10 protein-coding genes are annotated in these 26,998 nt (G+C 77.3%); 1 reads left to right on the top strand and 9 read right to left on the bottom strand.

What is annotated here, in order from left to right; all coding sequences use genetic code 11:
• Positions 1-5: 5 nt before the first annotated feature.
• Entirely contained in the window at positions 6-2,321 is a 2,316-nt protein-coding gene (locus VKK44_RS09675; RefSeq protein ID WP_343446532.1) for a lantibiotic dehydratase, read from the top strand.
• Here VKK44_RS09675 and VKK44_RS09670 read toward each other — a convergent pair.
• Genes VKK44_RS09670 through VKK44_RS09630 form a run of 9 tightly spaced genes read right to left on the bottom strand, consistent with a single transcriptional unit; the run spans position 2,289 to position 26,995 of the window.
• Positions 2,289-7,622: a non-ribosomal peptide synthetase/MFS transporter gene (locus tag VKK44_RS09670; RefSeq protein WP_343446531.1), complete on the bottom strand. Its 5,334-nt coding sequence runs from the start codon at positions 7,620-7,622 to the stop codon at positions 2,289-2,291. The two genes, VKK44_RS09675 and VKK44_RS09670, sit on opposite strands and share 33 nt — an antisense overlap.
• Positions 7,619-11,986: a type I polyketide synthase gene (locus tag VKK44_RS09665; RefSeq protein WP_343446530.1), complete on the bottom strand. Its 4,368-nt coding sequence runs from the start codon at positions 11,984-11,986 to the stop codon at positions 7,619-7,621. The genes VKK44_RS09670 and VKK44_RS09665 overlap by 4 nt, the downstream gene beginning before the upstream one ends.
• Positions 11,983-14,286, bottom strand: coding sequence for a lantibiotic dehydratase (locus tag VKK44_RS09660; RefSeq protein WP_343446529.1), 2,304 nt, complete (start codon positions 14,284-14,286; stop codon positions 11,983-11,985). The genes VKK44_RS09665 and VKK44_RS09660 overlap by 4 nt, the downstream gene beginning before the upstream one ends.
• Positions 14,283-17,786 (bottom strand): amino acid adenylation domain-containing protein, encoded by a 3,504-nt coding sequence (locus VKK44_RS09655; protein WP_343446528.1) that lies wholly within the window; start codon positions 17,784-17,786, stop codon positions 14,283-14,285. The genes VKK44_RS09660 and VKK44_RS09655 overlap by 4 nt, the downstream gene beginning before the upstream one ends.
• Positions 17,783-19,441 carry a beta-ketoacyl synthase N-terminal-like domain-containing protein gene (locus tag VKK44_RS09650; RefSeq protein WP_343446527.1) on the bottom strand — a complete coding sequence of 553 codons (1,659 nt, stop codon included), beginning with the start codon at positions 19,439-19,441 and terminating at the stop codon, positions 17,783-17,785. The genes VKK44_RS09655 and VKK44_RS09650 overlap by 4 nt, the downstream gene beginning before the upstream one ends.
• A gap of 55 nt (positions 19,442-19,496) precedes the next feature.
• Complete coding sequence (locus VKK44_RS09645) at positions 19,497-21,872, bottom strand: non-ribosomal peptide synthetase (RefSeq protein ID WP_343446526.1); 2,376 nt, start codon at positions 21,870-21,872, stop codon at positions 19,497-19,499.
• Complete coding sequence (locus VKK44_RS09640) at positions 21,869-23,230, bottom strand: DUF6002 family protein (protein ID WP_343446525.1); 1,362 nt, start codon at positions 23,228-23,230, stop codon at positions 21,869-21,871. The genes VKK44_RS09645 and VKK44_RS09640 overlap by 4 nt, the downstream gene beginning before the upstream one ends.
• The gene (locus VKK44_RS09635) at positions 23,221-24,390 is read right to left on the bottom strand and encodes a potassium transporter TrkA (protein ID WP_343446524.1); all 1,170 of its coding nucleotides are present in this window, start codon (positions 24,388-24,390) and stop codon (positions 23,221-23,223) included. Before VKK44_RS09635 ends, VKK44_RS09640 begins: the two co-directional genes overlap by 10 nt.
• A complete protein-coding gene (locus VKK44_RS09630; protein WP_343447727.1) occupies positions 24,371-26,995 on the bottom strand; it encodes an amino acid adenylation domain-containing protein in 2,625 nt (874 codons plus the stop codon). Before VKK44_RS09630 ends, VKK44_RS09635 begins: the two co-directional genes overlap by 20 nt.
• Positions 26,996-26,998: the final 3 nt, after the last annotated feature.

Raw genomic sequence — 26,998 nt, 5'->3', positions numbered from 1 at the left:
GCCGGATGCCCCGAGAGCATCTCACGCCCCTGACCGGAACGCCGTGGCACGTCTGGCGTTCCGCGCTGCTGCGCTCGGCCGGCTTCCCGGCCGACGGGATGCGACGGTTCGCCGCGCCCGCGCTCGCCGCCGTCGCCGACGCCCACCTCGCCGGGGCCTGCGACGAGGCCGCGTTCGACGCCGCGTTCGACGCCGCCGCCGCGGAGCTGGGCCGGGCGGTTCACGACGTCGCCGGGAACGACGCGTTCCGCACGGCGCTCACCTGGCAGAACCCGGCCGTGCTGGTGGCCGTGGACGCGATCCGGCGCGACGGCCCGCACGCCCCGCGCAACCTGCGCCGGCGCCACCGGGAGGAGGTGGTGGCGAAGTACTGGCAGCGCTACTGCCTCAAGAACGACACGGTCGGCTTCTTCGGCCCCATCTGCTGGACCGAGCTGGGCGGTCCGGGTCCGGTCGCCACCGTACGGCCGGGTCCGGCCCTGACCCGCGACCACCGGGTCTTCCTGGAACGGTGGGGGCTGGACGCGCTCGGCGCGGCGTTCGCCCGCGCGGCCGGCGTCCGCGACTGGCTGCCGGTGCGCCTGTCGCCGGAGCTGACGCTGCGGGACCGGGTGCTGCGGCACCCGCACCGCGCGCCGCAGGCGCTGCCGGCGGGGACGGCCGCGCTGCTGGCGCTGGCCCGGCGGCGACCGCGCGTCGCGGACCTCGTCGCCGCGCTGCTCGCGGACCCGGCCAGCGGTTTCCGTCGCGCCGCCGACGTGCACGCGCAGCTCGACGCGCTCGCCGGCAGCGGCGTGCTGCGGATCGGCTTCGACCTGCCGGTCGACCTTACCGCCGAGGACGCGCTGCGCGACCAGCTCGCCGCGATCGGCGACGACGCGCTGCGCGCCCGGCTGCTCGGCGAGCTGGCCGACGTCGGCGCGCTGCGCGACGCGGTGGCCGCCGCCGACGACCCCGACACCCTGGCCGCGGCGATGTCCACGCTGGAGCGCCGGTTCGTCGAGCTGACCGGCCGGCCGGCGCGGCACCAGCCCGGCGAGGTGTACGCCGGGCGCACCCTGTGCCACCTGGAGACCGTACGTGACCTGGACATCCGCTTCGGCGACGCGCTGCTGCGCCGGCTCGCCCCGCTGGAGCCGCTGCTGCTGTCGGCGCGGTGGCTGACGGCGGCGATCGGTGACGCGTACGCCGAGGCGCTGGCCGCCCTCCACCGCGACCTGTCGGCCGACGCGGCGAGCCCGGACGTGCCCCTGTCCGACCTGTGGTTCCACGCCCAGGCGGTGGTGTTCGGGGCGGACCCGCCCAGCGCCGCCGTGACCGCCGACTTCCTGGCCCGCTGGGCGACGGCGCTCGGGCTGGCCGACGCCGACCCCGACGCCCGCGAGTTGCGCTTCGACGCCGCCGAGCTGACCGCGCGGGTCGCCGCCGCGTTCCCCGCCACCGCGCCCGGCTGGGCCGCCGCCCGGATCCACAGCCCGGACGTGCACCTGTGCGCCCCGGACGAGGCGGCGCTGCGGCGGGGCGACTTCACCGTCGTGCTCGGCGAGCTGCACGTGGCCCTGGCCGCGTTCGACACGCACTTCTTCGCCCACGGTCACCCCGATCCGCGGCGGCTGCGCGACGGCATGCGCGCCGACCTGCCCGAGGGCCGGGTGCGGCTGCTGGCCCCGGTGGACTGGCCCCGGCACACCGCCCGCATCGCGGAGTGGCTGCACGGGCCCGCCGACGCGCAGCTCGGCTTCACCGGCGCCCCCGGCGCCGACCCGGACCGCCTGGTGCCGATCACCGACCTCACGGTGCGTCCCGACGCCGACGGCGACCTGCGGGCGCACGCCGGCGACGGGCGGCAGTGGCCGCTGCTGGAGGTGTTCGCGCCGCTGGTCGACCACCAGGTGTTCGACACGTGGAAGCTGGCCGGGAACGCCGGGCACACGCCCCGGGTCACCGTGGACGGCCTGGTGCTGGTGCGGGAGACGTGGCGCACCACGGTCGGCGCGACCGGGCTGCACACGGTGAAGGGCGAGCGGGCGCGCTACCTCGCGGTGCGGCGCTGGCGGCGCGCGCTCGACCTGCCCGAGCAGGTCTTCGTCCGGGTCGACACCGAACTCAAGCCCACCTTCGTGGACCTGACCAGCGGTGTCTACACCCGGCTGCTGTGCACGCTGCTGCGCGGCGCGCACGCCAAGGGTGGGCACGGGGTCGGGTTGACCGTCACCGAGCTGCTGCCCGGCCCCGGCGACGCCTGGCTGACCGACGCGGCCGGCCGGGCGTACGCCTCGGAGCTGCGGCTACAGATCGTCGACCCGGCGCCGCCGCGGTAGCCACTGCGTCGCGTCCGCCGGCGCGTCCGGGGTCTCGGTGTCGAAGTGGCGCAGCCGGCGCACGCCGTAGGCGCCCGCCGCCACCACGGCCAGCGCCAGGCCGGACACCACGAACGCGAACCCGAGCCCCCGGCCGGGGCCGGTCCCGATCAGGGCGCCGACGCTGCCGGCCAGGGCGCCGCCCGGGGCGAACATCGGTTCGAGCACGGCACCGCTCAGTGGCACCAGCACGGCGAAGCCCAGCGGCAACGTCGCCCAGGTCAGCGTCTGGATGATCGCCAGCACCCGGCCGTGGAACCGCTGCGGCACCTTCACCTGGACGAGCGACAGGTAGATGCCGTTGTGCAGGCCCAGACCGAGGCCCACGCCGAAGCTGCCGAGCGCGATCAGCAGCAGGTTCGGGCGTACGCCGCTGAGCACCAGGCTGATCGCGACCCCGAACGCGATGGCGATGAGCGCGGGCATCCGGCGTCGGGTCGGTCCACCCCAGACCGCGACCGCCAGCCCGCCCAGGACGGCGCCCAGCGCCTCGGCGAACGCCACGGTGCCGACCTGGCCCATGGTGCCGAACGCCAGCACCATCGGCGGCACCAGCAGCAGGCTGGCCAGGCAGAGGTTGTAGAGCGAGAAGAAGCCGAGCATGGCCCGGAAGCCCGGCTCCGCCCACGCCATCCGCGCCCCGCCGACCAGTTCGGCCAGGAACGGCTCCTTGCGGCGGCGGCCGAGCAGCCGGGGGAAGCGGACCACCGCGAGCACGCCGATCGCGACCGTGTAGCTCACCATGTCGATCAGCAGCACCCCGGTCAGGCCGACGGCCGCGAGCAGGCCCGCCGCCAGCAGCGGCACCGCCAGCGAGCTGAGTCCCACGGCGAGCTGGGCGATGCCGTTGGCGTGGCCCAGGTAGCGCTTCGGCACGACCTGCGGGATCGCGGCCAGGTAGGTGATGCGTTGGAACACCGACGCCGCGCCGAGCACGCAGACCAGCGTGTAGACGGCGGCCAGCCCCAGCCGGTCGGTCCACAGCAGCGTGGCCAGCAGCGCCTCCGCCGTCACCGCGACCGCGCAGGCGGCGATCAGCACCCGACGCCTGTCGAACCGGTCCGCGACGGTGCCGGCGACCGGCAGCGCCAGCAGCGCCGGCAGGTAGGCGATCACCCCGGACAGGCCGAACCACAGCATCGAGCCGGTGCTCAGGTAGACCCAGACCGGCACCGCCCACTGGGTCAGCGCCGAGCCGGTGGCCGAGACGAGCTGGCTCGCGGTGAGCGCCAGGAACCGGCGTACGCCGGGCTGCACCCCGGCCTCGACGGCGGCCGGGTCGGCGCTTGTCGCGGCGAGTTCCCAGCCGTCACCGGCGACCGGGGCCGGCGCGGTGCCCGGCGCGGACAGACCCGGGTGGGTGAGCACCTCGGCGAGCGCCCGGGCCCGCTGCTTGACGAAGTAGTGCCCGGCCTGGTCGAGGACCACCAGGGCGGTGGAACCGCCGAGGAAGTCCCACTCGCGGTAGCGCTCCTCGTGGTACTCGGTGAGCACGTCGTGGCTGCCCACGACGGAGATCACCGGCGCGGGGACCCGGACCGGCTCGGCGTCCAGCCAGGCGGTGAACCGCTCCTGCGCCTCGGCCGCCTCGCGCCGCACGTGGTGGACGAACCGGTCGACCTGGGCCTGGTCCAGCCCGGCCAACTCGGCGCCGATCGAGCGCAGGAACGTCTCGTAGCGCCGGTCCGCGCCCCGCGAGTCGACCCAGTCGACCAGCCGGCCGAGCATGTTGTCCGGCCGGGCGGTGGGGAACACGCCGCCGGCGTAGATCGCCTCGATCGGCCGGCCCCGCTCGTGCAGCCGCCGGGCGATGCCGGTCAGCAGCGCGCCGCCGACGCAGTGGCCGTAGAGGACCAGCGGGCCGTGCACCCGGTCCTCGATCTCGGCCACGCACCGCTCGACCAGCTCGTCGAAGGGCAGCTCGGTGTCGTCGACCCCGACGTCGTGCCCCGGGACGGCCAGGGAGTAGAGCGTGTGCCCGGGCGGCAGCTCGTCCGCCAGCGGCTGGTAGATGCTGGCCAGCCCGCCGCCGTAGGGCACGCACACGTAGGACCGCACCCGTTGCTCCGCCGGCCGGGTCAGCTCGTAGAGCAGCGGGCGGCGGCGGTCGTCGGCCGGACCGTCGATCAGCGCGGCCAGCCCCGCCACGGTGGGGTGCTGGAACAGGTCCATCACGCCGACGTCGACCGGCCCGTACGCCGCGCGCAGCGTCGCCAGCATCCGGATCGCCAGCAGCGAGTGCCCGCCGAGGGCGAAGAAGTCGTCGTCGAGCCCGACGTCGGTGACGCCGAGCGCGTCCTGCCAGGCGGCGGCGACGGCCCGTTCGACCGGGGTGACCGGTGGGCGGTGCGCGGCGGTGCCGCCGCCGTCGGGCACCGGGTCGGGCAGCGCGGCGGTGTCCAGTTTCCCGTTGGCGGACAGCGGCAGCACGTCCAGCGGCACGAACGCCGACGGCACCATGTAGTCCGGCAGCCGCCGCCGCAGCGCCTCCCGCAGCGCCGCCGGGTCCACCGCCCCGGCGCCCGCCGCCGGTGTCACGTACGCGACCAGGCGTTGGCCGGCGGGCGGGGTGCCGCGTACCGCGACGGCGGCGGCGCCGACGCCCGGCTGCTCGCGCAGCACGGCGGCGATCTCCCCCGGTTCGATCCGCAGTCCCCGCAGCTTCACCTGGTCGTCGAGGCGACCGAGGTACTCCAGGGTGCCGTCGGCCCGCCAGCGGGCCCGGTCCCCGGTGGCGTAGAGCCGCCCGCCGGCCGCGCCGAACGGATCGGCGCGGAACGCGTCGGCGGTGAGCCCGGGGCGGCGCAGGTAGCCCCGGGCCACCTGCACGCCGCCCAGGTGGAGCTGTCCGGCCACCCCGACCGGCACCGGCCGCATGGCCCGGTCGAGCACGTAGGCGCGCACGTTGCGGATCGGCCCGCCGATCGGCACGCGGGTGACAGCGGCCAGCGCGGCCGGGGTGGCCGCCCAGGCGGTCACGTCGATCGCCGCCTCGGTGGGCCCGTAGAGGTTGTGCAGCGACGCCGCCGGGAGCGCGGCCACGGCCCGGCGGGCGAGGTCGAGCGGCAGTTCCTCACCACTGCACACGATCCGCCGCAGCGAGCCGCACCGGGCCAGGTCGGCGGCGTCGGCGGTGGCCAGGAACGCGTCCAGCATCGACGGTACGAAGTGGACGGTGGTGATCCGCTCGCGTTCGATCAGCTCCCGCAGGTACGCCGGGTCGCGGTGCCCGCCCGGCGCGGCCAGCACCAGCCGCGCGCCCACCACGAGCGGCCAGAACACCTCCCACACCGACACGTCGAACCCGATCGGCGTCTTGTGCAGCACCGCGTCGTCCGGTCCCAGCGCGAAGGCGTCCTGCATCCAGTCGAGCCGGTTGACCACGCCGGCGTGCGCGTTGACCACGCCCTTCGGTCGCCCGGTGGACCCGGAGGTGTAGATCACGTAGGCCGCGTTGCCCGGCCCGGCGGCGCGGCCCGGCACCGGTCCCGGCCGGTCCGGGCCGGTCAGCGGCACCGGCCGGTCCGGGCCGGTCAGCGGCAGCACCACGCCCGCGTCGGCGAGGCCGGTCGGCACCTCGTCGGCGAGCAGCACCTCCGCGCCGGCGTCGGCCAGCATGAACGCCAGCCGCTCCGGCGGATGGTCCGGGTCCAGCGGCAGGTACGCCGCGCCGGCCCGGTGGATGCCGAGCAGCCCGGCGACGAGGCGGCTGGAGCGGGGCTCGTGGACGGCGACGACCGACTCGGGCCCCACCCCGGCGGTGGTCAGCCGCCGGGCCACCCGGTCGGCGGCGGCGGACAGCTCGGCGTAGGTCAGCCGGGTGTCGCCGTCGACCAGCGCCACCGCGTCCGGCGTGCGCCGGACCTGGGCGTCGAACAACTCGGCCAGGGTGCTGCGGCGCACCGGGGCGGCGGTGTCGTTCCAGCCGGCCACCACGACGTCCCGTTCGGCGTCCGACATGACCGGCAGCGCGCCCACCCGGGTCTGCGGCGACGCGACGGCGGCGGCGAGCAGCAGCAGGTAGCGGTCCGCGAACGCGGCCATGCCGGCCGGCTCGAACAACGCGGTGTCGTACTCCAGCCGCAGTTCGTCGCCGGCGATCTCCAGCGACAGGTCGTCCATCGCGCCGCCGAACGCCGCGCCGCGCCCGGTCGGCAGGTGGTGGAACGTCACCTGGTAGAGCGGCGGCACCCCGGCGTCGCGCCGCACCGCCAGCTCCTCGACCAGCTTCTGGAACGGCATGTCCTGGTGGTCCCACGCGTCGAGCACCACCCGGCGGACCCGGCGGACCAGCGTCCGGAACGGCGGATCCCCGGAGACGTCGACGCGCAGCACCACCATGTTCATGAACATGCCCAGCAGCGGTTCCAGCTCGGCGCGGTCGCGGCCGGCCACCGGCATGCCGACCACGACGTCGTCGCTGCCGGACAGCCGGTGCAGCAACGCCACGAACGCGGCGAGCTGCACCATGAACGGGGTGGCGGCGGTCTGCCGGGACAGCTCGGGCAACGCCTCCGCCACGCCGTCGGGCAGGGGGCGACGCACGTCGGCGCCGTGGAACGCGCGCGTCGGCGGGCGCGGGCGGTCGGTGGTCAGCCCGTGCACGGTGGGCAGGCCGGCCAGCGTCTCCCGCCAGTGCGCGCGCAGCTCGCCCCAACGGGGGCCGTCGAGGCGGTCGCGTTCCCAGGCCGCGTAGTCGGCGTACTGGACGGGCAGGTCGGGCAGGTCCGGCGCGCGGCCCGCCACCGCGGCGGCGCACAGTTCGGTCAGCTCCGCGCGCAGGTTGAGCAGCGACGTGCCGTCGAGGATCACGTGGTGGCCGGCGAAGAGCAGCCACCAGGTGTCCGCGTCGAGCCGCAGCAGCCGCGCCCGCCACAGCGGCGGGCCGTCCATCGGCAGGTCGAGGCGGGCGTACTCGGCGACGATCCCGACGCGGGCCCGCTCCCGCTCCGGCGGCGGCAGCCCGGACAGGTCGGTCACCGGCAGCTCCACCGGCACGCTCGGGTGGATGTCCTGCCGGAGTTCGCCGTCCACCAGGCACAGCGAGGTGCGCAGCGCCTCGTGCCGTTCGGTGACCGTCCGCAGCGCGGCGAGCGCCTGCTCCGGGCCCGCCCCGGCCGGCAGGGTGACCGCGTCGGTCATCGTGAACAGCGGCTGCCCCGGGCTGAGCTGGGCGGTGAACCAGACCCGCTCCTGGGCGTACGAGGCGGCGGCGCGGTAGACGCCGTCGACCGGGGTGAGGTCCTGCCGCGACTCGGTCACGCCGGCCGCCCCGGCCGGCGCAGGCGCGGGATCGGCGCCTCCGCCGCCGTGGCCGGCCCGGTGGCGCGCAGCGCCTCGATCCGGGCGGCCATCGCGGCGACGGTCGGCGCGTCGAACAGCACCCGCATGGACAGCCGGGCGCCGACGGCCTGGCGGATGCGCAGCACCAGGTGCGCCGCCACCAACGAGGTGCCGCCGAGCCGGAAGAAATCGTCGTACGGGCCGACCTCGGCGACGCCCAGGACGTCGCGGAAGATCCCGGCGACGGTGGCGGTCAGGTCGCCGTCGACGGCGGTCGCGGTGGCGGTGGTCGCGGCGGTGACCGAGGCGAGCCGCCGCTCGTGGCCGGCGACCGCGGCGACGGTGTACGCGCCGATCGCGACCGAGCCGGCGCGGCCCGCGTCGAGGACCCGCCGCGCCGCCGCCGTGGCCGCCGCGGCGGGCAACCCGTCGTGGTCGGGCACGCCGTCCTCCTGCCACGCGCCCCAGGCCAGCGCCACCACGCGGGTCGGCCAGCCGTGCGGGGCGCGGGCGTACGCGTCGAGGAACGCGTTGGCCGCCGTGTCGTCGACCCGGCCCAGGCCACCGGCGAGCGCGGTCACCGACGCGCTGAGCGCCACGAAGTCCAGCGGCAGGTCACCGAAGACCTCGCGCAGCACCAGCGTGCCGGTGAGCTTCGGCCGCAGCTCCGCGGTGGCCTCCGCCAGCCGTGACCCGGCGACCGGGCCGGTGTCCGGCCGCCGCGCGGCGTGGATGATGCCGTCGAGACCGCCGAGGTCGCGCAGCACCTCGGCGCGGACCGCCCGCATCGCGTCCGGGTCGGCCACGTCGGCGGTGAGGTGCCGCACCCGGGCGCCCGCCCGCTCCAGCGCCTCGATCCGGGCGGCCGGCGGCGCGGTGGCGCGGCTCACCAGCACCAGCCGCGCGCCATGCCGGGCCAGCTCGGCGGCGAACGCGCCGCCGACCTGCCCCGGGCCGCCCGTGATCAGATACCGCCCGCCGTCCCGGACGGCCGGCGCGGAACCGGCCCGCGCGCCGGCCGGGACCGCCGCGAACTCGCGCATCCAGCGACGCCCACCGAGCCGCAGCGCGACCGCCTCGGCCCGGTCGACGCCGAGCAGCTCGTCGGCCAGCGTGTCCACGGCGGGTTCGCCCGGGTCGGCGTCGATCCAGTGACCACGCAGCCGCGGGCGTTCCAACGGCACCGAGCGCACCACCCCGGCGACCGTGGCGTGCTCCGGGCGCAGCAGGTCGGCACCGGTCACGTCGGCCACCCCGGCGGTCACCACGTCCAGCTCCACGTCGGTGTCCGGCAGCGCCTCCAGCAGCGTCAGCAGCGCGAGGTATCCGTGCTCCTGGGCCGCCGACACGGCCGCCACGTCGGAGCCGGCCGGCTCACCGTCGAGCGGCCAGGCGTGCACGACCCGGCCGGCGCGGTCGTCGTCGGCGCACTCGTCGAGCAGCCGCCGGTGGTCGGCGACGCTTGTCGGCCGCACCTGGTAGCCGTCCGGGTGGACCGCGAAGGCGGGCCCGGGGCGGACCACGGTGACGTCGACGCCGCGCTCCCGCAGCCGCTCCGCCAGTGCGGTGCCCCGCGGGCCGGCGGCGAACAGCAGCAGCGCGGCCGGCACCTCGGCGGGCGCCGGGGCGGGCAGCTCCCGCCAGACCGGGACCTCGACGACGCCGTCGTCGTGGCGGCGGTCGACGGGCGGCGCGGCGGGCGCCGCCACGGCCGGCGGCGCCGGGTCGATCCAGTGCCGGGTCCGCTGGTACGGGTAGCCGGGCAGGGACACCCGGCGCGGCCGGCCGGGCGTCGGCAGGTGGACCGGCACGCCGGCGGTCCACAACCGGCCGGCCGCCTCGTGGGCGGTCTGCCGGTCGGTCAGCCGCTCCCCCGGGGCGGGCAGCGTGCGCAGCGGCGCCCGGGCCCCCGGCGGCAGACTGAGCCGGGCCAGCCCGGCGAGCTGGCGGCCCGGGCCGCACTCCAGCAGCAGCCACCCGTCGGCCTGGCCGGTCGCCGCGAGCGCCGCCACCGTGGCCCCGAAGCGCACCGGCCGGCACAGTTGCTCCGCCCAGTACGCCGGGTCGGTGAGCTGCGCGTCGGTGAACGGCGCGGCGGTCGCCGCCGACCACACCGGCTCCGTCGGGGCCCGGCGCGGCACCGCCGCCACCAGCGCCGCGAACTCGTCGCGCACCGGCTCCAGCAGCGGCACGTGCATCGCGTACGGCGTGCGCAGCGGCGTGCAGCCGATGCCGCGCCCGCGCAGCGTGTCGGCGAACGCGGTCACCGGCTCCGGCGCGCCGGCCAGCACGCAGGTCTGCGGCCCGTTGCTGATCGCCACCGCGACCCCGGCCGGCAGCAGCGGCGTGATCTCGTCGGCGCCACGCTGCACGGCGAGCATCCGGCCCTCCGGCGCGGCCCGGACCAGCCGGCCCCGGGCGGCGGCGAGTCGCACCGCGTCGGGCAGGTCGAAGACTCCGGCGACGGTCGCCGCCACCAGCTCGCCGACGGAGTGGCCGATCATCGCGGCGGGCGTGACGCCCCAGTGCCGCCACAGCGTCGCCAGCGCGTACCCGACGGTGAACAGGGCGGGTTGCAGCACCTCGGGCTCGGCCAGCCGCTCGTCGGCGCCGGGTCCGGCGCCGACGATCAGCTCGTGCGGGTCGCGCCCGAGCACCCGGGCGCACTCCCCCACGGCGGCGGCGAAGACCGGCTCGGTCGCGGCGAGGCCCGCGCCCATTCCCGGGTACGGCGAGCCCTGGCCGGAGAAGAGCAGACCCACCCGGGGCGGGTCCGCCGCGTCCCCGTCGGCCCGACGGCGCGGGTCGGCCAGGGCAGCCGCCGCCCGGACCCGGTCCACCGCGACCACCGCGGCCCGGTGCCGGTACGCCGGCCGTCCCTCCCGCAGCGTGTACGCCACGTCGCGCAGCGCCAGCTCCGGCTGGTCGGTGAGGTGGGCGGCCAGCCCGGCGCACGCCGCCGCCAGCGCGGCCGGGGTCGCGGCGGACACCTGGAGCAGCTCGCCGCCGCCGTCGTCCGGTTCGGTGCGGACACCGGGCGGAGCCTCCTGGAGCACCAGGTGCGCGTTGGTGCCGCCGAGGCCGAGCGAGCTGACGCCGGCCCGCAGCGGGCGCTGCTCCTCCGGCTCCCACTTGGTCAGCGTCGACACCACGTAGAACGGGCTCGCCGCGAAGTCGATCTCCGGGTGGGGCCGGTCGTGGTTGATGCTGGGCGGGATCAGCCGGTGCCGCATCGACAGCACGGTCTTGATCAGGCCGACCACGCCGCCGGCGGCGCTGAGGTGACCGATGTTGGCCTTCGTCGAGCCGACCCCGCACCAGCCCCGCTCGGCGGTGCGCCGCCCGTACGCCGCGGTCAGCGCCGCGATCTCGATCGAGTCGCCCAGGACCGTGCCGGTGCCGTGCGCCTCCACGTAGCTGACCGAGCGCGAGGCCACGCCGGCCACCGCGAGGGCCTGCACGACGACCTCCACCTGGCCGGTGACGCTGGGCGCGGTGAAGCCGGCCTTGGTCGCGCCGTCGTTGTTGACCGCGTTGCCGATGATCAGCGCCCGGATGTCGTCCCCGTCGGCACGCGCGTCGGAGAGCCGCTTGAGCACGACCACGCCGACGCCGCTGCCGTAGACGGTGCCGTCGGCGCGGGCGTCAAACGGGCGGCAGTGCCCGTCGGCGGAGGTGTAGCCCTCGTCCGCGACGTACCCGACGGCGTGCGGCAGCTCCACGCACACGCCGCCCGCGAGCGCCGTGTCGCACTCGCCGTTGCGCAGCGCCTCACTGGCCAGGTGCACCGCGACCAGCGACGACGAGCAGGCGGTCTGCACGGTCATCGCCGGGCCGCGCAGGCCGAGCCGGAACGACACGGTGCTGGCCAGGTAGTCCGGCTTGTTGCCCAACGACACCCGCAGCTCACCGGCGTCGGCCAGCGCGCGCGGGTTCCGCCGGACGTTGAGCCACTGGTAGAGGTCGGCGTTGCCGCCCGCGTAGACGCCGATCTCGCCGTCGTAGCGGGCCGGGTCGCAGCCGGCGTCGGTGAGCGCGGCGTGCGCGTGCTCCAGGAACAGCCGCTGCTGCGGGTCGGCCAGTTCCGCGTCGCGCGGGCTCATCCCGAACAGGCCGGCGTCGAACTGGTCGACCTGGTCGAGCACGGCGGCCACCGGCACGTACGCCGGATCGTCGAGTTCGTCGGCGGCGACGCCCCGGGCCAGCAGCTCGGCGCGGCTGAACCGGGTGAACGACTCGGCGCCGTCGACCAGGTTGCGCCAGAACCGCTCCGCCGACGACGCGCCCGGCACGCGCAGGCTGAGCCCGACGATCGCGATCGGCTCCACTGTCTCGTTCGTCACGGCATGACCTCCGGCTCGGCGGCGTCGCGGATGTGCAGACGCAACTCGCTGACGTAGGGGCGGCCCCGGCCGTCGGGCAGCCACGCCTGCGCCGGCGTGGGCAGCAGCTCGGTCACCGTGACCGGCACGTCCGCGCCGCCCGCCCGCCGGGCCGCGCGCAGCGTCAGGCAGAGCCGGTTGGCGTAGAGCGGGCTGGTCAGGTCGACGTACTCGGGTTTCAGCTCGGTCGCCGCCCGGACGAAGACCCGCTCCGGCAGGCCCAGCGCGGCCCGCCAGCGGCGGACCGCCAGGTAGCGCCAGGCCGGGTCGACGACGTCGGTCAGGCCGCTCGCCCCGACCGTGGTGCGCCACGTCTCCCGGGCCAGCACCAGCCGGTCCACGGTGACCCGGGGACTGTGCAGGCGTTCGGTCATGATTTTGAACGCGTCGCCGGCGTGCACCGCGATCAGGTCGGAGAACACCTCGACCAGCGGCCAGCGGGTGCCGTCGGGGCCGGTCGCCACCAGCACGCCGTCCACCTCGCAGACCACGGCGGCGTTGGCCGGCACCAGCCGGTCCCGGCCCGCGCCGGGGGCGTCGGCGAACGCGAGCCGGTGGTCGTCCGGCCCGAACAGGGACGCCGACAACCGGCCGCCGACCCGGGGGAAGTCGACCGGGTAGACCGGGCGCAGCCGCGCCGGGCCCAGGTCCGCCGCGTACGCCCGGCGCAGCCGCGCCAGGTCGGGATGGCAGTGGGTGAACAGTTCGGCGTTGAACGTCGTGTACGCCGCGTGCAGCTCGCCGAGCACCGCGACGAACTCGGCGTCGGGCGACTCCGTTACGAGCTGGAGGTCCGGGCTGTGGATCCGGCCCGCGCTCCAGCCGGGGCGGGTCGCCGGGAACTCGGCCGCGACCCGGGGCGCCAGCTCGGCCGCGTCGAAGGCCAACCGCGCGGTGCCGGCGGGCAGGTCGGCGAGGCGGAGCACCCGTTCCCAGCGGGCGGCGAACTCGCGCGCGACCCGGTCGGCGGGCCGGTCGCCGGGGCCGAACAGCGGCCCCTGGGCGACGAACCACAGGTCCCCGAGCCGGACCGGCCCGTCGCCGCTCAGGTCGTCGTGGAGGTCACGCAGCGCGTCGCCGTACGCCGTGGCCAGCTCGGCGGTGAGCCAGCGCGCGGCCCGCAACGGCAGGTCCAGCGCCGGGGCGAGCGCGTCGAGCAGGTCACTGCCCACGGTGAACTCGACGTCGCGGACGGTCTCCTCGTGGCACAGCGCCCGCCCGGCGTAGTTCTGCCCGGCCCGGCGGCGCGGCGGCCGGCCGGTCAGCCCGGTGAACTCGGTGTCCAGGGCGGCCAGCGCGGCGGCCAGCGCGGCGGGGTCACCGCCGGCGTCGGCGACGCGGTCGCGGGCGGCGGCGAGCCGGTCCAGTCCGGCCCGGGCCGGCTCCCGGGCCGCCGGGTCCCCGACGGCGTCGATCCGCTCGCGCAGCTCCGCCTCCGCGGCGAAGCCCGGCGGCAGGTCGAAGTCCCAGCGCAGCAGCCCCCGCTCGGTCAGGTGGGTGAGGAGCAGGAACCCCTCCTCGGCCCGGCGCACGCCGGCCTGTTCGTCGCGGACCAGGCCGTCGACGATCTCCCGGGCGGGGTGGCGTCCGTCGCAGCGGGCCAGCGCGATCGACTCGGTCAGCGACACCGGGATGGGCCGCTGGGCGGGCCGGTGCACGATCCGCCCGTCCAGGTGGGCGTGCGGCGCCAGTCTCGGGGCCAGCCACGACCGCAGCAGCGGGTCCGCCGCCAGCCGGTCGGCGTAGGCGGACAGCGCCCAGTGCTCCAGGTGGACGACGCGTCGGCGGAGCAGGCCGGGGCCGGGCCGGGCGGTGACGGTGGCCGGGCCCGGCGCCACCGCGCCCCAGCACACCGGCCCGAAGAAGCCGATGGTCTCGCACTTGGCGACGTAGCGCTGCCAGTAGCCGGCGACGACGTTCTCCCGGCCCCGGCGGCGGACGTTGCGCGGCCCGTCCGGGCCGTCGCGGACCAGCCCGTCCAGCGCCACCAGCACGTCCGGGTTCTGCCAGGTGACGGCCTCACGGAACAGCGGGTCGGCGGCGATGCCGCACACCGCCGCCGACGCCGCCCGGGTGGTGTCGGCGTACGCGGCCGTGAACGCCGACGCGTCCAGGTCGCCGGCCAGGTGCCGGTCGGCGGCGTCGGCGCAGTCCGGTGCGGCGAAGCGGTCCAGGCCGTCGGCGGGGAACCCGGCGCTGCGCAGCAGCACGTCCCGCCAGACCGACCAGCCGGTGTCGCCGAGGGGGACCAGGTGCGTCACTCCGGATCACCCGCCCCGGCCGGCCCGTCGACGGCCCGGCGCAGCACCCGCTGGCGGCGGACGGCGCCCCGGCGGGCGGCCCGTTCCACCGCCGCGTCCTCGGCGGTGTCGCCGGGCGACCCGGCGGACGCGTGGCCGCTGTCCAGGTGCGCGGCGAGCGCGCGGACGGTCGGGTGGTGGAACAGGTCCACCACCCGCAGTTCGGTGCCGAGCAGCCGGTTGAGCTGCCGCTGCACGACGGCGACGGCCAACGAGCCGCCGCCGACGTCGAAGAAGCTGTCCGTCGCGGCCACCTCGGGCACGCCGAGCACGTCGCACCAGACCGAGGCGATCCGCCGCTCGGTGGCGGTGGCCGGGCGGGCGGCGGTCGCCCCCGGCCGGCGCGCGGCGCGGGTGACCGGCGCGGCCCGGGGCACCTCGCCCGGCCTCCCGGCGGGGATCTCCGCCCAGGCGGGCAGCCGGGACACCGGCCGCTCGGGGTCGGCGGCCCCGGCGCGCAGCACCCGCTCGACCCCGTCCAGCACGGCCGCCATCAGGTCGCCGCCGTAGACGTCCGGGTTGAACACGATCTCCACCCGGAGTTGCCCGTCCCGGGTCACGCCGTAGAGGGTGAGGTCGAACGGGGACCCGGGCGCGGCCACCGGCACCGGCTCGCCGGTCAGGCCGGCCAGGTCCAGTTTCGGCTCGTCGAACGTGTACATGTTGAACAGCACCTGCACCAGCGGGCTGCGGTCCAGCAGGCCGCCCAGGCCGAGCCCGCCGACGACGCGTTCCACCGGCGCCTCCGGGTGCGCGAGCGCGTCGAGCAGTTCCGCCCAGGCGGCGCGGACGTGTGCGGCGAAGCCGGCCCCGGGGAGCGGGCGCAGCCGCAGCGGCGCGATCTCGATGAAGAACCCGACCATCGGCGCGAAGTCGACCACGCGCCGGTCCACCGTGGGGGTGCCGACGAGCAGGTCGGGCAGGCCGGTGCGGCGGGCCAGCACCAGCGTGAACGCGGCCAGCACGGCGGCGGCCGGGGTCGCGCCGAGCGCGGCGGCGAGGTCGGTGAGGGCGGTGGTCGCGGCGCGGTCCAGCCGGGTGCCGACGGTCGCGCTGCGGTACGTCTGCTCGGCCGGCCGCTGCCGTCCCCCGGGCAGCTCCACCACCACGGGCGCGCCGTTCAGGTGCGCCAGCCACCAGTCCAGGTCGGACGCGGCGCGACGCCGGGAGCGCTCCTCACGCCACGCGACGTAGTCGCCGTAGGTGGCGGGCAGCGGCGGCAGCGGCGGCCCGTGCCCGAGCGCGGCGCGGTAGGCGGTGGCGAGGTCGGCGTAAAACAGCGACTGGGACCAGCCGTCGAACACGGCGTGGTGGGCGTAGACGGCCAGCACGTGCTCGTCGGCGCCGGTCCGGATCAGCTCGGCCCGCCACAGCGCGTCGGTGGCCAGCGCGAACGGCGTCGCCGCGCCGGCCGCGAGGTGCGCGGCGAGGTCCGTGCCCGGGGGGAGGTCGCGCACCGGCAGCGGCACCGGCGCGGGCGGGTCGACCACGGCGTACGGCTCGCCGTCGGTGTCGGGGATGCGCCAGCGCAGGATCTGCTGGCGGTCCGCCACGGCGGTGAGCGCGGCGGCGAGGGCCGCGACGTCGAGTCCGCCGGTGAGCCGTTCGGCGAAGGCGACGTTGTAGGCCGACGCGGCGGCCGGGAAGTAGCGGTCGAGGAACCACAGCCGGCGTTGCGCCGGGGACAGCGCCGGCGGCCGGCCCCGGACGGCGGCGGCCGGGCCGGTCCCGGCGGCGGCGTCGACGCGGGCGGCGATGCCGCGCAGCGTCCGCCCGAGCAGCACGTCCTCGATCGCGACGTCCCGGCCCAGCCGCTCCCGCAGGTCGGCGACGAGCCGCATCGCCGCGATCGAGTGTCCGCCGTGGTGGAAGAAGTCGGCGTCGCGGCCGACGGCCGGGGCGTCCAGCAGCGTCGACCACGCCTGCGCGACGAGGCGTTCGGTGTCGGTGGCCGGCGCCTCGCCGGGCGGTGCCGGCTGCGGCGCGGTGGCGGTGAGCGTGGCCAGCCGGTCGACGTCGATCTTGCCGTTGATGGTGACCGGCAGCGCGGGCATGGTGTGGATCAGCGCCGGTACGGCCGCCGCCGGCAGCAACCGCCCGCAGTGGGCGCGCAGCTCGGCCACGTCCACGCCGGTCGCCACGTACGCGACGAGTTGCGGCCCGCCGGGGCCGCCGCGTGCCTGGACGCTGGCCAGGTCGACGTCGGGATGACGGCGCAGCACCGCCTCGACCTCGCCCAGCTCGATGCGCTGCCCGCGGATCTTGACCTGCCGGTCGGCCCGGCCGAGGAACTCCAGGTTCCCGTCCGGCAGCCAGCGGGCCAGGTCGCCGGTGCGGTAGAGGCGCTGCCCGGGCCGGTCGGTGAACGGGTCCGGGACGAACCGCTCGGCGGTGCGCGCGGCGTCGAACAGGTAGCCCCGGCCGAGACCGGGTCCACCGGCCAGCACCTCGCCGATCTCGCCGGGACCGACCTCGCGGAACCGGTCGTCGACGAGGTGGATGCGGTGGTTGGCGGCCGGCCGGCCGATCGGGATGGGCCGGGTCCACACGCCGCTGCCCTCGAACCAGGTCACCAGCACGGTCGCCTCGGTCGGGCCGTAGACGCTGACGAACCGCCGGCCGCCCGCGGTCCAGCGGCCGACCTGCTCCGGGCCGGTCGCCTCCCCGCCGGTCATCACCAGCCGGACGCCGGGCAGCCGGGCCGGGTCCAGCAGCGGCAGGACCGGCGGCGGCAGCACCACCACGTCGACGTCCTGCTCGGCGCAGACGCGGTACAGCCGGGTCGGGTCGGCCCGCTCGGCGTCACCGGCCAGCACGACAGTGCCCCCGGCGGCGAGCGGGGCGAGCAGGTCGGCCACCGACGCGTCGAACCCGATCGAGGCGAAGGCCAGGCAGCGGGTCGCCGGCCCGAAGCCGGAGAACTCCGCGATGCCGGTGACCGCCTCGGTCAGCGCCCGGTGCTCGATCACCGCGCCCTTGGGCCGCCCGGTCGACCCCGACGTGAACATCACGTACGCGGTGGTGGCCAGCGTGGCGGGCGTCGGCTGCCAGGGCGCCGGCGCGGTGGGCACGTCCCGCACGGTCCGGTCGGCGAAGACGTCGGGCGCGGCGGCCGGCGCGCCCACGACGACGCGCAGGCGGGCCTCGGCGGCCAGCTCCCGCAGCCGCGGCGCCGGCAGCGCCGGGTCGAGCGGAACGTAGCCGGCGCCGGCCGCCTGCACGCCCAGCAGCGCCACCACCAGGTCCGGGCGGCGGTCCACGCACACGCCCACGAGGTCGTCCGGGCCGATGCCGTCCGCGCGCAGCGACGCGCCGAGGGCGGCGGCGCGGCCGACCAGGTCGGCGTAGCTCAGCGTCCGGTCGCCCTGCGTCACGGCCGGCGCGTGGGGCCGCCGGGCGGCGTGCCCGGCGACCAGGTCGGGCAGGCACACCTCGGGATAGGGCAGGTGGGGGCCGGTCACCGCGTCGCCTCGATCCAGTGCCGGCTCCGCTGGAACGGGTAGCCGGGCAGCGGCACCCGCCGCCCCCGCGTCACCGGCAGGTCGCCGCCGTCGCGCCAGGACCGGGTCGCCGCGTCGTCGGCCACCGGCCCGCCCCGGGCGAACGCGGTGAGCTGCGCGACCGCCTCCGGCACGTCGGCGCAGCCGATCGCGCCCCGGTGGGCCAGCCGCCGCCGGCCCACCGCCAGCGTGTGCGCCACGTCCGCGACCGTGAGGTCACCCTCGGCCAGCCGCGCGGCCAGCCGGCCGGCCAGCTCCCGCAACGCGGTCGGGCTGCCCGCCGACAGGCCGAGCACCACCCGTTCGCCGTCGGCGCCGGCCGGCCCGTCCCGGTCGCTCGCGGCCGGCGCCTGCTCCACCAGCACGTGCGCGTTGGTGCCGCCGAGGCCGAACGAGCTGACCCCGGCCCGCCGCGGCCCGTCCCACGGACGGGTCCGCGCGGTGACCTCGACGCCCGCCGCGGCCAGGTCGACGTCGCGGTGCGCGCCGGTGAAGTGCGCCGTGCCCGGCACCTGGCCGGTCCGGACCGCGTACGCGGTCTTGATCAGGGAGATCACGCCGGCCGCGGCGTCCAGGTTGCCGACGTTGCCCTTCACGGAGCCGAGCAGCAGCGGGGCCCGGCTGCCCCGCCGGGCCCGGACCAGCGCCTCGACCTCGATCGCGTCGCCGACCGGCGTGCCGGTGCCGTGGCCCTCCAGGTAGCCCACGTCGGCCGGGTCCCAGCCCACCGACGCCAGCGCCTCCGCCAGCACCGCCGCCTGCCCGGCCACGCCCGGCACGGTGAAGCCGGGCCGGTCCGCGCCGTCGTTGTTCACCGCCCACCCGGCGAGCACGGCGTGCACGTGGTCGCCGTCGGCGCGCGCGTCGGCGAGCCGTTTGAGCACCACCGCGCCGGCGCCGTTGCCGAACACCTGCCCGGTGGCCGCCGCGTCGTAGGGGCGGCACACCCCGTCGGTGGCGAGCAGGCCGCCCGGCCGCAGGCGGTAGCCGGCCTGCCGGGTCGACACCACCGCCGCGCCACCGGCGACCACCACGTCGCAGCGGTAGTCCAGCAGGCTCTGCGCGGCCTGGCAGACCGCGACCAGCGACGTCGAGCAGGCGGTCCGGACCGCCACCGCCGGCCCGGTCAGGCCCAGCGCGAACGCGGCGCGGGTCGGCAGGTAGTCGCCGTCGGCGCCGGTCAGCGCGTCGTCCCAGTCCTCGGCCAGGTCCCCGGCGACGGGCCGCAGGGCGGGGCTGCCCAGCAGGTGGTGACGCAGGTAGCGGTTGGGGCCGCAGCCGGCGAACACACCGATCTGGGCCGGGTCGCGGTCGGGGTCGATGCCGGCGTCCTCCAGCGCGCGCCAGGCCACCTCCAGGAACAGCCGGTGCTGCGGGTCGAGCAGCGCCGCCGGCCCGGCCGGGTAGCCGAACAGGTCCGCGTCGAAACCCGCCAGGTCGTCGAGCCGGCCGAACACCGGCACCCAGTCGGGGCCGGTGGGCGTGCCGTCGGCGGCGGCCAGCCGGCGTACCGACACCGTGCCGGCCAGCAGGTTGCGCCACAGGGCGGGCGCGTCGTCCGCGCCGGGCACCCGGCAGGCCAGCCCCACCACCGCGATCCGGTCGTCCTCGCTCACGGTGCCTGCCTTTCGTTCGCGACTGCGGGACTCCGCTGCGCTGCGTTCCTCGCGCTCACGGTTCACCCTGCCCCGGGCCGCCGCCGCGCGCGGCCCGGCGTCGCGCCATCCGGCGGCCGACCGCCGCCAGGCGACCGTCCTCCGGTACGCCGACCGTGGTCGACGCCGCGCCCAGGTGCGCGGCCAGCGACGCCACCGTCGGGAACTCCACCAGCCGGGCCAGCGGCACCCGCCGCCCGAGCTGGTCCTCCAGGTGCTTCTGCACCAGGGCGAGCTGGAGCGAGTGGCCGCCCGCGGCGAAGAAGTTCACCTGCCGGTCCACGGTGGGCAGTCCCAGCACCGCACGCCAGCCCGCCGCGATGGTCTCCTCGACCGGCCCCGACGGCGGCCCGCCGGTGGGTCGCCCGGACCCGGCGTCCGGGTCGGGCAGCGCGGCCGGGTCGGGCAGCGCGGCCGGGTCGAGCTTGCCGGTCGGACCGGTCGGCAGGTCCGCCACCGGCACCACGGCCCGGGGCACCATGAAGTCCGGCAGCACCGCCGCCAGCCGCTCCCGCAGCACCGCCGGCCGCAGGTCCGCCCCGCCGGCCGGCACCACGTACCCGATGATCTCCTGCTCGCCGGCGCCGGCCGCGCCGCGCCGCGCCACCACTGCCGCCCGACCCACCCCGGGCAGGCCGGCCAGGTGGGCCTCGACCTCGCCCAGCTCCACCCGGTAGCCGCGGATCTTCACCATCCGGTCGCTGCGGCTCAGGAAGACGAGCGTCCCGTCGGGCAGCCGCCGGGCCACGTCCCCGGTCCGGTACGCCCGCACCCCGTCGTGCTCGGTGAACCGGGCCGCCGTCAGCTCCGGCAACCCCAGGTAGCCGAGGGCGACGTGCGGGGTGCGGACGACGACCTCGCCGGTCCGGCAGGTGGGGCGACCGGCCGGGTCGGTCAGCACCACCTCGACGCCCGGCAGCGGGTGCCCGATCGGCACCACGGCCCGCTCCGGTCGCGCGCCGGGCGGCAGGTGGTGCTGCGCGGCGAAGCTGATCTCGGTGGTGCCGTACCCGTTGACGAACACCACGCCCGGCGCGAAGGACCGCCGGGCCAGTGTCACGTCGTGCCGGGTGACCTCCTCGCCGCCGAGCAGGACCGCCCGGACCGACGGCAGCCGCCCGCCGTCGCCCAGGCTCGCCACCAGATAGCGGTAGACGGTGGGGGTGGAGTGGTAGACCGTGACGCCCCGGTCGGCGAGCGCGCCGGCCAGGTGGCCGAGGCCGTGCGCCCGCACGTCGACGGGGACGGCGGCGGCGCCGGACAGCAGCGCGGCGAACGTGTCGGTGACCGCCATGTCGTAGCCGAACGAGGTGAGCACGCTGGTGCGGTCGTCCGGCCGGACGGCGAAGTTGCGCACGTGGTTGCGGATGCCGAACAGCACGTTGCGGTGGCTCTGCACCACGCCCTTCGGCCGCCCGGTCGACCCGGAGGTGTAGAGCACGTACGCCGGGTCGTCCGGCCGCGCCGGACCGTGCGGCACCGGCGGGCCGGACCCGGGAGCGCCCGGTCGCAGCGGCACCACGGGCAGCTCCGGCAGCCCGGCGTCGGCGGCCAGCGTGGCGGCGAGCCGCGCGTGTGCGGCGTCGGTGACGACAGCCCGCACCCCGGCGTCGCGCATCATGCCGGCCAGCCGGATCGTCGGGAACGCGGTGTCCAGCGGCACGTACGCCGACCCGGACGCCAGCGCCGCGAGGATCCCGGTGATCGTGGCGACGCCGTGGCGGCACAGCACCGCCACCGGCGCCTGCGGCGTCGCGGCGTCGTTCGGCCCGGTCAGCGCCGCCGCGGTCGCGGCCACCGCGGCGCCGAGGTCGCGGTAGGTCACTGTCGCGTCGTCGGCCAGCACCGCCACCCGGTCCGGGTGCGCGGCGACCACCGCGGCGAACGCGGCGGGAATCGTCTCCCCGCGTACGGCGTCGGCCTCGGTGCCGTCGCCGCCGTGCAGCCGGCCCGGGTCGGGCGCCGGACGCCACTCGTAGCGGGCCGAGCGCAGCACGTCGGCCGACGACGCGTCCGGGTCGAACGCGGACAGCACGTCGGTCAGGTCGGCGTGCAGGTCGTCGGCGTAGTCGTCGGGCAGGCCGGTCAGCGTGCCGGCGCGCAGGTCGGGGTCGATCCGGACGACCGCGTCGGGGGTGGCGCCGGGCGACGCCGGGCGCACCGCGCGCCACAGTTCCCGGATCGGGGCGTCGACGGTCAGGTCCAGCGTCACCGGCTCGTCGCCGTGGCGCAGCGTCACCACCTGGACGCCGGTGTACCGGCGTACCAGCAGCGCGGTCGCGGTGAGGACCACCGTGGCCGGCGCGACCCCGGCGGCGTGGGCCCGCGCGACGAGCCGCTCGGCCCGTTCGGCGGGCAGGCCGAGCGGGCGGGCGGCCGGCGTCGGGCTCACCGCCGGCCCACGACGGCCGCCGCGACGTCGGCGACGGTGGACACCTCGGCGTCCGCCTCGGCGACCGGGAAGTCGTCGGCGTAGCTGCCGGTGCCGTGCACCACGACGTCGTGTCCGGCCGGCACCAGGCCCCGGTCGACGGCGTTGCAGACACCGGTCAGCGCCATCACGATGGACCACTCCCGCAGCCGTCCGGGCTCGGCCGGCAGCACGAGCCCGGCGTCGGCCAGCCGGCCCCGGACCGCCGGGTAGCGCTCGACGCACTCGCGCCGCGACACCACGATGCCGTCGCCGCCGTGCCGGTCGATCAACGCGTTCATCGCCGGGGACGTCACCGGGCGGTGGGTGTAGAAGGTCGGGTCGAGCACCTCGGCCGGGTCGTCGGTGACGGCCGGGAAACGCGGGTCCTTGTCCTGCGTCCAGGCGTCCCGGCTCTCGTCGCGGGTCCAGGTGGGGCCGTTGTCCCGCGCGAACGAGCCGTGGCGCAGGCTGAGCACCATGTCGGGCGTGCCGAGGTGCTGCACGAGCAGGAAACCGGGACGGTCGTCCGGGTCGGCCCGGCCCGCCGCCTCCAGCACGTCGCGACCCAGGTTGTAGCCGAGCAGGCCGAACGCGCTGGAGACGGCGTGGGCGTGCCAGCGGGCGGGGGCCGCGCCGGTCGGGGCGACATCGGCCTCGAACGCGGCCCGGGCCGCGTCGGCCACCAGGTAGTTCTTCAGGTCCAGCGTGTACCAGAGCGTGACGCCCTGCTCGTCGTGCAGCCGGGCGGCGTACGCGTCCACGAACGCGCGGCCGAGCGCCTTCACGCCCTCCGGGTCGTCGCCGGTGTAACGCAGCAGCGGGTTGAGCCGGCGGGAGACCGGGTCGGCGGCGAGCGCGTCGTGGCGGAACTTGTGCCGGGTCGCCCGCGGCGCCAGCACCACGATGGCGAGTTGCTCGGGCGTGACCAGCCCGGCCGCGTACGCGCGGGCCACCGCGTCGCGCAGCGCGACACCCTTGTTGGCGGAGGTCGGGGTGACGATGCGCAGGCGGGCGCCGGTACGCCGGATGTGTTCCACCGCGCGGGCGACGATCACCAGGGACGCGAACGTCTTGGTGGTCCGGGTGCCCGGGTTGCCGGTCAGGTCGAGCAGGTGGAGGCGGTGCCCGCCGTACGCGCCCAGCGGGGCCCAGCGCACCGTGGCGGCGGCGTAGAAGTCACGCACGGCCGGGGTCAGCTCGGGCAGGTCGAAGCCGGGCGCGAAGCCGGGCGTGCCGGCGGCGTCACCGGGGACCGCGCCGCAGCGCCGCACGGCCGCGGCGATGACGTCGTGGTAGTCGGTGATCAGGTTGCGGGTGGTCGGGGCGGTCACGGACATCGGGCTTCCTCCCACACACTCCGGGCACGGGCCGGCGCCGGCGGCACCGTTCGCAGTTGGTCGCGCAGGGCGGCGAACCGGGCGAAGACCTCCGGCAGCTCGCCGGCGTGCCAGCCATCGGCCAGTTCCGGCCGGTACGCCGCCAGCGCCGCCCGCGACCGCTCCGGGTACCGCACGTGGCCGTCGTCGACCTCGACGCCGTCCCGGCGCCCGGCGGCGGTGTTCCAGGCCGACGCGTGCGCCACGTCGACGCCGGCCGGCAGGCGCAGCTCGGCCCGGCCGTCGCGCAGTCGGACCGGATAGCCGCCCGGCAGGCCCAGCGGCCCGGGCAGGTTCGCCGCCACCTCGTCCACCCCGGCGGCCAGCGCCGCCACCACGGCGGCCCCGGCGTGCCCGGCCAGCGCGTTCAGCTCCGGGCGGGGCAGGGCACGGTAGCCGGCGAGCAGCGCCGTGACGTCCGGGACCTCCCGGCCGTCCAGCCAGGCGCGTACCTCGGCGGTGTCGTCGGTGGCGGCCGGGTCGGGCGCGGCGAGGTGGGCGTGGTGGCCGAGCACCGCCAACCGCCGTGGCCCGGGGCCGCCCAGCGCGGCGTCCAGGCAGGCGGCCAGCGTCGCCACGTTGCCGAGGCCGCAGAGCACGGGCCGCCCCGCCGCGGCCAGCAGCGGGTTGACCGCGTCCGGGAAGGCGGCGTTCACCAGCGACGCGTCCGGCGCGCCGGCGGCCAGCGCGGCGGCCAGCCGGGACACCAGCTCCGCCTGCAACGCCAGCGTCACGCCGAACCCGGCGGCGGCGACCAGTTCCGTCCAGGCCGACGGCGCGTGCGTCCGCTCGTACGGCGACTGCGCCGACGCGGCGCAGACCAGCACGTCGGGCCGGAGTCGGGCCATCGACGCGGCGTCGGCGGCGTACCCGGGCCCGGGGTCGGTGGTGGACGGGGTGAACGGCCGGGCGGTGAACCCGACGGCGGCGCCGGCGACGGTGGCCCGCACCTGCGCGCCCCGGGCCAGTCGGTCCGCCGCGCCCGGGTCGCGGGCCAGCACGGTCACCCGGAGCCGGACGGGGGTGTGGGTCGCGGCCAGGGAGTCGCAGAGCGCGCGGGCGAGCCGGCCGCCGCCCACCACGACGACGTGCCGGGACGCGTCACCGGGCGGCGTTGACATCGCGTTCCCCGTCGGTGACCCGGGCCAGCCAGGCGGCGAACGACCCGGCGCGCAGGCAACTCGCCGGGGAGACCTCCAGGCCGGCCATCTCGCGCACCCGCAGCGCCGCCCGCAGCGCGGTCAGCGAGTGCCCGCCGAGGGCGAGGAAGTTGTCGTCGTCGTGGACCGCGTCGACGCCGAGCGTGACCCGCCACGCCTCGCGCAGCCGGTCGGCGAGGACGCCGCCCCGCTCGGCGGCGACGTCCGCCGGCCGCCGGGGTGGCGGCGGCAGCTCCCGCCGTGCCACCTTGCCGTTGGGCAGCCGGGGCAGGTGGCCGACGAGGACGATCTGGTCCGGGCGCATCGCCGACGGCAGCACCGACGCCAGGTAGCCCTGGAGCTGGGCGGTGGTCAGCATCTGGTCGGCGGGCTCGTCCCAGGGCGACCCGGCCGGCGGCTGCTCGCCCGGACGCACCGCGTAGAGGTAGCTGACGTCGGCGTCCGTGCCGACGTTCCAGTCGCCGATCTCGTGCACCTCGAAACCGGCCGCCGACAGCAGCTCCCGCGCCCGCGGCGTGGTGACGCTGCTGCGCTCGACCTCCAGGCACACCTGGCGGACGCGGGCCCAGTGCTCCGGGCGCACCCCGCGCAGCACGCTCAGCTCGGCGCCCTCGACGTTGATCTTCAGCAGGTCGACCCGGTCGAGCGCGAACCGGTCCAGCAGCTCGGACAGGCTCACCGTCGGCACGACGTGCGCCACCGGGGTCAGCCGGCGGCGCGCGTCCGCCAGCAACGCGGCCCGCTCGGCCTCGTCGTCGGCGCCGCCGCCGTGCCGGTAGTGCGACCGGACCAGCTCCGACGCCGCCTCGGCCCGGTCGGCGCCGAGGCCGGACAGGTAGCTCAGTTCGGGAAACGAGATCAGCTCGGCGGTGCCGGCGACGTCGGTCACCGCCGCCTCGACGACGGCCGCCGACGCGGCGTAGAGGCCGAGGTTGGCCCGCAGGTACGGCAACGTGTCCGGATTCGGCTCGACCGCGACCAGGCGTACGTCGCGGGCCTGCCGGGTCGCCCAGAGCGAGAACAGGCCGATGTTGGCGCCCACGTCGACGACGACCGCGCCGTCACCGAGGCGGACGCCGAACCGCGCGTACTCCGCGTGGTCGAAGATCTGCCGGTAGAGGAAGACCGCCTCGTCGGGCGAGGCGGCGGTCACCGCCATGCCGTTGGGCAGCCGGAACCGGGGCAGCCCACCGACCGCCGGGGCACGCCTCGGCCGCGGCACGACGTACCCGACCAGGCGCGGCCCGGCGTCGGCGTCGGGCACGGTCACCACCACCGCGTCGTGCACGGCGGGATGCTCGCGCAGCACGGCCGCGACCTCGCCCGGCTCCACCCGGACGCCCCGGACCTTGACCTGGTCGTCGGCCCGGCCCCGGAACTCCAGGAACCCCTGCGGCGCGATGCGCACCAGGTCGCCGGTGCGGTAGAGCCGGCCGCCCGGCCGCGCCGGGTCGGGCCGGAAGCGTTCCGCGGTGAGCGCGTCGTCGCCCAGATAGCCCAGGCCGACCGCGACCCCGCCGAGCCACAGCTCACCGGTCTCCCCGTCGGCGACCGGCCGGCCCTCCTCGTCGCGCACGTCCGCGCGGACGCCGTCGATGAGCCGGCCGATCGGGGCGATGCTGCCCGCGTACGGCTCCGCGCAGTCCCAGTAGGACACGTTGATCGACGTCTCGCTCGGGCCGTACCCGTTGAACAGCTCGCACGGCAGCGCCGCCCGCAGCCGCCGGACCAGCCGCATGTCCAGCGCCTCACCGCCGCACAGCACCCGCCGCAGCGTCCCGCAGCCGGCGAACTCCGGCTCGTCCAGCACGTGCCGGAGCATGGTCGGCACGAAGTGCGCGGTGGTGACCGCCTCCCGCCGGATCAGCCGGACCAGGCCGAGGCTGTCGAACGGGAGCCCCGGACCGGCGACGACCACGACGCCGCCCGCGACGAGCGGGGAGAAGATCTCGTGCACCGACGCGTCGAACCCGATCGACGCCTTGTGCAGCACCCGGTCCTCGGCGGTGAAGCCGAACCGCTCGTGGCCCCAGGCCAGCCGGTTGACCAGCCCGGCGTGGTGCAGCACCACCCCCTTCGGCCGGCCGGTGGAACCCGAGGTGAACAACACCAGCGCGGCCTGCTCCGCCGGCGGCGCCCAGCCCGCGCGGTCCGGCGGGTCGAGGCCCACCCCCACCCCGGCGGTACGCACGTCGCGCCAGCTCGTGCCCGCCGGCGCGGCGACCGTCGGGGGCCGGTCCGCGTAGAGCACGAGGCGGGGGGCGGCCAGGGCGAGCATCTGCTCGGCCCGGCCGGAGGGCAGCTCGGGGTCGACCGGGACCGCGACCGCGCCCGATCCGAGCGTCGCCAGCAGCGACGTCACGTAGTCGGCGGACCGGTGCAGGTAGAGGCCGACCCGGTCGCCCGGCCGCACGCCGGCCCGGCGCAGCAGCGCCACCGTCGCGTCGACCCGCTCCCACAGGTGCGCGTAGCTCAGCTCGCCGTCGGGGGCGACGACCGCGGGCCGGTCGGCGTCCGGGCCGGTGGGCCGGTGCACCAGATCGGACAGGTAGCGCGGATCGGACATGGC

The sequence above is a fragment of the Micromonospora sp. DSM 45708 genome (assembly GCF_039566955.1).
Taxonomy (GTDB): Bacteria; Actinomycetota; Actinomycetes; order Mycobacteriales; family Micromonosporaceae; genus Micromonospora.
Note: the sequence above shows the minus strand (reverse complement) of the source record. Positions and strands in the feature narration are given on the sequence as shown.

Coding starts and splice junctions, on each gene's coding strand:
- VKK44_RS09675 (WP_343446532.1), top strand. CDS start 6: ATGCCCCGAGAGCATCTCACGCCCCTGACCGGAACGCCGTGGCACGTC.
- VKK44_RS09640 (WP_343446525.1), bottom strand. CDS start 23,230: ATGTCCGTGACCGCCCCGACCACCCGCAACCTGATCACCGACTACCAC.
- VKK44_RS09635 (WP_343446524.1), bottom strand. CDS start 24,390: ATGTCAACGCCGCCCGGTGACGCGTCCCGGCACGTCGTCGTGGTGGGC.
- VKK44_RS09630 (WP_343447727.1), bottom strand. CDS start 26,995: ATGTCCGATCCGCGCTACCTGTCCGATCTGGTGCACCGGCCCACCGGC.